Raw genomic sequence first — 8,394 nt, 5'->3', positions numbered from 1 at the left:
CGAACCCGGAAGCTAAGACTCGCAGCGCCGATGGTACTGCAGGGGGGACCCTGTGGGAGAGTAGGACACCGCCGGACAACCATTACCGAAGAGCCGCCCACCACGTGGGCGGCTCTTCGCATTTAACACACCAACCACGCACCGCACCGAAACGAAGGCCGCCCGATGAGGCGGCCTTTCTGCGTTCGACGGTGGCCCGCATGCATCCGCGAGCCCGCGCTCTCGAGGCGCCTCGTACGATGGGCTGATGATCACCGTCCACGGCCCGGCCGCCAGAGTGCTCACCGCCTACACCGACCTCCTGGTGGAGCGCGGCATCCGCGGTGCGACCCTCGAGGGCGTCGCGAGTCGCGCCGGCCTCTCGAAGTCGGGGGCGTTGCACCACTTCGCATCCGTCAGCTCGCTGCGCTCCGCGCTGCTCGTCGAGCTGCGGGCCCAGGCCGAGCGCGACGCCGAGCGCATGGGTGCCGCGCCGGAGGGTGCCGTGCGCTACTACCTCGTCTCCTCGCTCGATCGTGACAGCGAGCTCGAGCGGGTCATCGAGGCCGGCTACCGGGTGGCGCAGACCGGCGACGAGTCCGCGCTCGACGTGTTGCGCGAGTGCCGCCACCGGTGGCTCGAGGTGCTCACCGCGGCGACGGGGGCTCCATCGCTTGCGCGGATGGTGCTCTTCGCCGGCGACGGCATGAATCACAATGCCCTCATGAATTTGTCCGAGGGCGAGCAGGTGCTCACGGCCGCGCATGTCGAGTCGATCGTCGCGTCGTTCGAGGCGATGCAGGCCGGCGGCGCCCGGGCCTGATCGCTCCCGGCCGCTGTCGAACGGCGGCGGCAGGGTCCCTCGCGCCGACGAAACCGACCGTCTAGTCGGTCGGTATATGATGAGAGCATCCGCGTCGGTCGGTTCCGACCTCATGCGCGCCCACCCCTCGACGGCGAGAAGGTATCCGATGACCACTCCAACGGCCGGCGCCGCAGTCCCCACCGATCCCACGCCCACGAAGGGCCTCGCGATCGGCAAGCTCGGGTTGTGGGGGTCGACGGTCATCGGCATCGCCTCGACCGCACCGCTGTTCTCACTCGCGGCGACGCTCGGCTACGTCATCATCGCGGTGGGAGCGCAGGCACCCGTCGCGTTCATCCTCGCCTTCGTGCCGATGCTCTTCACCGCATTCGCGTATCGCGAACTGAACAACGACGTGCCCGACTGCGGCACCGTGTTCACCTGGGCCGCGAAGGCGTTCGGTCCGCGCACCGGCTGGATGGCCGGGTGGAGCATCGCCGTCGCCGGAGTGCTCGTCATGGCCAATCTCGCGGAGATCGCGTCGGTCTACCTGCTCGGCCTGATCGGCGACGGTTCCCTGTCGGACGACCGGTTCATCGTCACGGCCTTCGGCTGCATCATCATCGCGGCCATGACGTGGATCTCGCTCCGCGGCGTCGAGATCGGCGAGCGGATGCAGCAGGTGCTGCTCGCGATCCAGTACCTCGCCATGGCCGCCTTCGTCGTCGGATGCCTCATCGGCTTCTTCGGCGGAACAGCCCCCGATCCGACGCCCGTCTCGCTCGACTGGTTCAACCCGTTCCTCGCCGACGGCACGGGCATGGTGCAGGCGATCCTGCTCGCGCTCTTCATCTACTGGGGCTGGGACACCTGCCTCGCGCTCACCGAGGAGACGAAGGATCCGCGCCGCACCCCGGGCCGCGCAGCCACCCTGTCGACCCTCGTGCTGCTCATCACCTACGTCGGGGTCACCGTCGTGGCGATGATGTACGCCGGTCTCGGTGACACCGGCACCGGTCTCGCCAACGAGGAGCACGCCGACGACGTGTTCTCGGCCCTCGCCGGCATGGCGATGGGCCCCCTCGGCTGGTTCCTCGTGATCGCCGTCGCGATCTCGGCGCTCTCGTCGTCGCAGACGACGATCCTGCCGACCGCCCGCGGCACTTTCGCCATGGGCGTCTACAAGGCGCTGCCGCCGCGCTTCGCGAAGGTGCACGCGGTCTCGAAGACGCCGACGTTCTCGACGACCCTCATCGGCGTCGTCGCGATCGTCTACTACGCCGGCATGAGCTTCGTCTCGACGAGCGTGCTCGCCGACTCCGTGCTCTCGATCGGGCTGGCCATCGCGTTCTTCTACGGCATCGCGAGCTTCGCGTGCATCTGGTACTTCCGACGCAACCTCTTCGACAGCTGGCGCAACGCGTTCTACCGCTTCGTGTTCCCGCTGCTCGGCGGCGTGTTCATGGTCTGGGCGTTCGTGCAGTCGGCGATCGACATGGCGAACCCCGACTACGGCTACTCGCAGCTCGCGGGCGTCGGCAGCGCGTTCCTCATCGGCATCGGCTCCCTCGTGCTGGGGGTCGTGCTCATGTTCGTCTGGGCGTTGTTCCCGGGGTCGCGCGACTACTTCGAGAAGCGCTCGCTCAACCGAGACACCGAGGTGCTCGCGCCCGAGTAGGCGGGCAGACGCGAGTCCGGAGGCGAGGCGTGCGCGCCCGTCATCCGAATGCGAACGGCCCGGTCGGATCCGACCGGGCCGTTCGACGTGCAGGCGGCTACGCCGCGGCGAGCTCCTCGCGGATGCCGGCGACGAACGCGTCGATGTCGGCCTCGCTCGTGTCGAACGAGCACATCCAGCGCACCTCGCCCTTCGCGGCATCCCAGTCGTAGAACTTGAAGCCGCGATCGCGCAGGCGATCGGCGACGCCGACGGGCAGCACCGCGAACACGCCGTTCGACTGCGTGGGCTGGCTGAACCCGAGGCCGGGCAGCTCCCCCGCGCCGATGCCGGCGTCGAGGGCGTCGCGCAGGCGGCGGGCCATTGCGTTGGCGTGCGAGGCGCTCTGGATCCACAGGTCGCCCTCGAGCAGGGCGATGAGTTGCGCCGAGACGAAGCGCATCTTCGAGGCGAGTTGCATGTTGAGCTTGCGCAGGTACTTCAGGCCATCGGATGCCGCGGGGTTCAGCACCACGATCGCCTCGGCGCCGAGCGCGCCGTTCTTCGTGCCGCCGAAGCTCAGCACGTCGACACCGGCATCGCGCGTGAAGGCGCGGAGCGGGAGACCGAGCGACGCGGCCGCGTTCGAGAGCCGGGCGCCGTCCATGTGCAGGAGCATGCCGTGGTCGTGCGCGTGGTCGGCGATGGCCCGCACCTCTTCGGGTGTGTACAGCGTGCCGAGCTCGGAGGTCTGCGTGATCGAGACCACGAGCGGTTGTGCGCGGTGCTCGTCGCCCCAGCCCCAGGCCTCTTCGTCGATGAGCTCGGGAGTGAGCTTGCCATCGGGCGCGACGACGGTGAGCAGCTTCATGCCGCCGACGCGCTCGGGCGCACCGCCCTCGTCGGAGTTGATGTGCGCGGTCTTGGCCGAGATCACGGCGCCCCAGCGCGGCAGCATCGACTGCAGCCCGGTGACGTTCGCGCCCGTGCCGTTGAAGACCGGGAAGGCCTCGACGCCCTCGCCGAAGTGGTGGGCGAAGACCTGCTGCAGGCGCTCGGTGTAGGCGTCTTCGCCGTAGGCGACCTGGTGTCCGCCGTTGGCCGCGGCGATCGCCGCGAGCACCTCGGGATGCACGCCGGAGTAGTTGTCGGAGGCGAAACCACGAATGGTGGTGTCATGGAGGGGGGAGCGCTCGTGGGTCACCGAACCATCCTGCCACCCCGTGCCTGAACGCATCGTGACGGGCGGCGCACCGAACCTGCGTGTGCCCGCCGAAGACGCACGGATGCCGCGGGCGGCCGCCCGCGGCATCCGCTCGCCCTGATCTCAGCCCAGAAGGCTGAAGGCGACCGTTCGGGTGTTGCCGGCGACGTCGTACACGACCAGCGTGTTCTGCCCCGCGACCGCGCCGAACACGCCCGGCTTGACGAAGTTCACGTCGGACCAGGTGTTGTTCGAGAGGTCCTTGACCACCCCGTTGAGCTCGACCTTGTCGACCTTGCCCGCGTCGAAGAGCTTGAAGCTGACCTTCTCGTAGGTGCCGTCGGCGCCGACCGTCTCGCCGGCGCCGGTCTTGACGGTCGCGGTGGGGGCGGTGGCGTCGACCGTGAAGGCGAACGTGCCGGTCTTGGCGATGTTGCCCGCGAGGTCCTCGGCGTTGAACTTCACCGTGTACGCGCCGTCGGGCAGGGTCACCGTCGCGCGGTGCGTGCCGGACGTCGCGCCGTCGACCGGGGTCTGCGTGCTCTTGACGAGGGTGCCGTCACGGTAGACGTTCGCCACGATGCGCTTCAGCCCGCGGTCGTCGCTCGCGTCGACCTGCACCTCGAGGGCGCGGAACGGGCCGGCGGCGGTCGGCGTCACGAGCGTCGCGACCGGCTTGGTCGTGTCGGGCACCTCTGGGGCGGCATCCTGCTCGAGGAAGACGCGGTCGACGGTCCAGAAGGCGCTGTTGGTGCCGGTGTAGCGGAAGCGGAACTGCGCCGTGCGAGCGCCGGCGGGCACGTCGAAGGCGAGCCGCTCGTTCGTGTTGGTGTTGGCCGAGTACGCCTTCAGCGACTGCGGGGCACCGCCGTCGAAGCTCACCGAGACCTCGGCCGACTGCGGGCCGTCGATGAAGTAGTTCGTCGCATAGGCCAGCGTCGCGGTCGCGGCGCCGGTGAGCGGATACGCCGGGCTCACGAGGGTGGAGTCGAACTGGCCCGCCGCATGCGACTTGTCGTCCCACTCGTCGGAGTCGGCCACGGCGAACACGTCGCGGCTGCGCACGCTCGTCTCGCGTCGCTGGCCGAGCTCGACGTTGGTCCAGAACTCGTCGGTCGCGAACGACCAGCCGGCCCACTCCGTGACGCCCCCGGTGGGCATCTTCGAGTTGTCGATGGTCCAGCCCTCGGGGGTGGTGTGCGTCCACCCGAGCACGCCGGCGGACGGGCGGGTCTCGTCGACCTTGCCCTGCAGCACGGGGCGGAGGGCGTCGAATTCGTCGGCCTTCAGCTCGCCGATCGCGGTGCCGTCGAGGTTCCACGTGGCGTCGGTGGCGATGCCGTCGGCCGCGAGCACGGTCGGGGCGATGTCGACGACCTTCACGTCGTTGCGCACCGAACCGGGCTCGATGCCGGGGCCCGTGGCGATCACGAACGTCTTGCGCTCGGCCGGGGTGCTGCCGCCGTGTCCGCCGGTCGGCGTGTGTCCGTGGTCGGCGGTGACGATGATCGTCCAGTCCTCGTCGGCGCGGGTCGCGCGGGACTCGACCGCCGCCAGGATCTCGCCGAGCTGCGAATCGGCGCGCTTCAGTGCGGCTCCGTAGGCGGCGCCGTTCGTGCCGACCGAGTGCCCTGCGCCGTCGACCTCGTCGAGGTGCACGAACACGTCGTCGGGGTCGCCGGCGCCGAGCGCCGCCACGGCCTTCCCCGTTGTGCCGGCATCGTCTCCGCCGGCGACGCGCTGGTCGACCGCCGGACCGAAGACGGTCTGCGGGATCGGCGTCCAGGTGCCGACGACGAGTGTCGAGCGGTCGGGCGCGGCGGCCTCGACGCGCGTCAGGTAGTCGGGGTACGCGGCGTAGTTCGGGTTGCTGAAGCTGTTGTCGACGACGCGGTGCTTGTCGGGCCAGACGCCCGTGGCGATGCTCGACCACCCGGCGCCCGAGACGGTGCCGGCCATGGGCTGCGCGTACAGGTTGCTCGCCGCCGTCATGCCCGCGGCACGGAGTGCGTCGAGGTTCGGCATGTCGGCCGGGGCGAGGAAGTCGAAGCTCGCGCCGTCGATGCCGACGACGAGCGTCTTCGCGGCCTTGGAGCCGGCGGCGGCCGGCGTCTCGGCGGGGGCGGCCGATGCGGCCTGCGCGCAGATGGGCGCCGCGACGAGCGCGGCGGCGAGGAACGAGGTCGAGACGGCGCGGATCGCGCGGTTCGGCGAGGGCATGACGGTTGGCCTTCCGAGAGGGATGGGAATCACGGGCGACGGATGCCGCCGCAACCCAGTCTTCGGAGATCGAGCTCGTCGCAGGAGGGGATTCGGGAGTTGTCGAGACATGTTCGTCGCGGGTTCACGCGCGATGTGCCCGACTCGCCCGGCCGGCGGTGAAAGCAAGGTGAACAGCCTCGCTGGGAGCGGTCATGGTGTCGATACAACATGCGGCAGGGCGGCAGTCGAACTCGCGGCCGGCCGGACGCGCAGATGCCGCGGGCCCCCGCCCGCGGCATCCGCTCGCCCTGATCGTGCTCGGTCTACTCAGCCGCGCAGTGCGTCGCCGAGCTTCACGCGGGTCCCGGTCTTCAGCAGCGAGTTGCGGTACATGCGCTCGCCGACGAGCACGGCCGCGGCGGTCGTCGCCAGCAGGATCAGGAGCGAGACGAACGGCTCCCACCACTCCGCCGTGCCGAGGAACACCCGCATCGGCATGCCGACCGGTGCAGAGAACGGGATGTAGCTCATGATCGCGAGCACCGTCGGGTTGTTGTTGAACACGATGATGAGGAAGTACGGGATCATCACGAGCATCGTCACGGGCGTCGTGACCGAGCCGACGTCTTCAGCCCGCGACACGAGCGCCGAGGTCGCCGCGAAGAGGGCCGCGAGCATCACGAAGCCGACGGCGAAGAACACCACGAACCAGATGACCGATGGGCCGACGCCGCCGAGCAGCACGCGCTGGCCGGTGAGCATGAGCCCGAGCAGCGCGAGCACCGCGATCGCGAGGATCTGGCCGAACGCGAGCACGCTGTTGCCGATGACCTTGCCGGTCAGCAGCGCACGCGCCGAGACCGTGGAGAGGAGGATCTCGACGACGCGGGTCTGCTTCTCTTCCACGACCGACTGCGAGATCGTCGAGCCGAAGGTGATCGCCGACATGAAGAACACGATGCCGAAGCCGAACGCGACGAAGTACGCGAGGGTCGGATCGACGGCCGCCGGTTCGAGCAGCTCGACCGTCGGGTAGACGGCGAGGGCCTGCACGACGCCGGAGGGCGTCTGGTCGAGTCCGATGACGACCACGCCGAGGGGGTCGGATGCCGCGGGCGCGACGATCGCGTCGACCTCGCCGTCGCGCAGCAACTGCTCGCCGGCGGCCTGGTCGTCGACCGGCACCGCCTCGAGGGCGTCGTTGCCGTCGACCGCGGAGGACGCGGCGCCGACCACGGCGACCTTCGCGGCCTCGGACTGCCCGCCGAAGAGCGAGCCGAGCACCACCGAGGCGAGCACGGCGAGCATCAGCACGCCCGTCGAGATGAGGAACGCCTTGCTGCGCAGCCGCATCGTGATCTCGCGGCCGGCGATGAGGCCGACGCTGTCGACGAAGCGGGGGGCCGACGGGCGGTCGGTGACGCTGCGGGGGGTGGGCCGGGTGCCGGTGCTCTGCGTGCTCATCGCACGACCTCCTTGAAGATCTGGGCGAGCGAGGTGCGCTCGCGCGCGAAGCTGGTGAGGCCGCCACGGGCGACGGCCTGCGCGAGTGCGGCCTCGCGCGCGGCATCCGTCTCGGCCTCGAAGACGGCCCAGCCGCCGTCGAACTCGATGACGCGGATGCCGGGCTGCTGCCGCAGCCAGCCGGCGTCGCCGCTCGCGAGCAGCTCCCAGCGGTCGGTGCCGTGCTCGGCACGCAGCGTCTCGCCGGTGCCCGAGGCGACGATGCGTCCGCCGGAGATGATCACCAGGTCGTCGCAGAGGCGCTCGACGATGTCGAGCTGGTGCGACGAGAAGAGCACGGGGGTGCCGGTGGCCGCGGCATCCGCGAGCACGCCCTGCACCGTCTCGACCGCCATCGGGTCGAGCCCCGAGAACGGCTCGTCGAGCACGAGCAGCTCGGGCTGGTGCACGAGCGCCGCGGCGATCTGCGCGCGCTGCTGGTTGCCGAGCGAGAGCGACTCGATGGCGTCGTCGGTGCGCTCGCCGAGGCCCAGCCGCTCGAGCAGGTCGAGCGCGTTGCGCCGAGCGGCCTCTGCCGACCAGCCGTGCAGTCGCGCGAGGTAGACCGTCTGCTCGAGCACCTTCATCTTGGGGTAGAGCCCGCGCTCCTCGGGCATGTAGCCGAAGCGGCGTCGGTCGACGGCGGTGAGCTTCGCCCCGTCGATCGTCACGCTGCCGCCGTCGGCGGCGAGCACGCCGAGGATGATGCGCATGGTCGTGGTCTTGCCGGCGCCGTTGCCGCCGACGAATCCGGTGAGTCGGCCATCGCCGACGGAGAAGCTCACGTGATCGAGGGCGAGGCGCTCGCCGTAGCGCTTGGTGACGTCGTGGAGTTCGAGCATGCCATCACCGTACGGACGTCGCGGGGAGGCGGCATCCCCCGTGCGGATGGTCGTTCGCGGCGCTCGGGCTCGAGCGCTCCGCCTCGAGGGGGAGGGGTTCCGGATGTCGCAGGTGCTGGTTACCCTCGCAGGGTGAGTGAACCGGAGTCGGTCGAGTCGCACGCGGCGACGAACGCCGAGGCGGGCGTGGTGCCGCCGCCCA

At 70.2% G+C, this 8,394-nt stretch carries 6 protein-coding genes and 1 rRNA gene; 3 read left to right on the top strand and 4 right to left on the bottom strand.

The genetic code is table 11. The features are described 5' to 3' along the window. The 3 genes from rrf to ASE68_RS18610 form a co-directional block, all read left to right on the top strand. Positions 1 to 77 (top strand): 5S ribosomal RNA (gene rrf, locus ASE68_RS18620); the annotation flags it as partial. A gap of 170 nt (positions 78 to 247) precedes the next feature. After that, positions 248 to 802, top strand: coding sequence for a TetR/AcrR family transcriptional regulator (locus ASE68_RS18615; RefSeq protein ID WP_055863018.1), 555 nt, complete (start codon positions 248 to 250; stop codon positions 800 to 802). Between the two features lie 148 nt (positions 803 to 950). Further along, complete coding sequence (locus ASE68_RS18610) at positions 951 to 2,462, top strand: APC family permease (RefSeq protein ID WP_055863081.1); 1,512 nt, start codon at positions 951 to 953, stop codon at positions 2,460 to 2,462. Positions 2,463 to 2,559: 97 nt separating this feature from the next. On the opposite strand, the gene ASE68_RS18605 is transcribed toward ASE68_RS18610, so the two are convergent. From ASE68_RS18605 to ASE68_RS18590, 4 genes are all read right to left on the bottom strand, one after another. Next, positions 2,560 to 3,678, bottom strand: coding sequence for a low specificity L-threonine aldolase (locus ASE68_RS18605; RefSeq protein WP_055863016.1), 1,119 nt, complete (start codon positions 3,676 to 3,678; stop codon positions 2,560 to 2,562). A 90-nt stretch (positions 3,679 to 3,768) separates the two neighbouring features. Continuing rightward, positions 3,769 to 5,865 carry an alkaline phosphatase family protein gene (locus ASE68_RS18600; RefSeq protein ID WP_235481212.1) on the bottom strand — a complete coding sequence of 699 codons (2,097 nt, stop codon included), beginning with the start codon at positions 5,863 to 5,865 and terminating at the stop codon, positions 3,769 to 3,771. Between the two features lie 309 nt (positions 5,866 to 6,174). Beyond that, positions 6,175 to 7,311 (bottom strand): ABC transporter permease, encoded by a 1,137-nt coding sequence (locus ASE68_RS18595; protein WP_055863014.1) that lies wholly within the window; start codon positions 7,309 to 7,311, stop codon positions 6,175 to 6,177. After that, a complete protein-coding gene (locus ASE68_RS18590; RefSeq protein ID WP_055863012.1) occupies positions 7,308 to 8,192 on the bottom strand; it encodes an ABC transporter ATP-binding protein in 885 nt (294 codons plus the stop codon). Before ASE68_RS18590 ends, ASE68_RS18595 begins: the two co-directional genes overlap by 4 nt. Positions 8,193 to 8,394 lie beyond the last annotated feature (202 nt).

This window comes from Agromyces sp. Leaf222 (genome assembly GCF_001421565.1).
GTDB lineage: Bacteria > Actinomycetota > Actinomycetes > Actinomycetales > Microbacteriaceae > Agromyces.
This window is presented reverse-complemented; position numbering and strand designations above follow the sequence as displayed.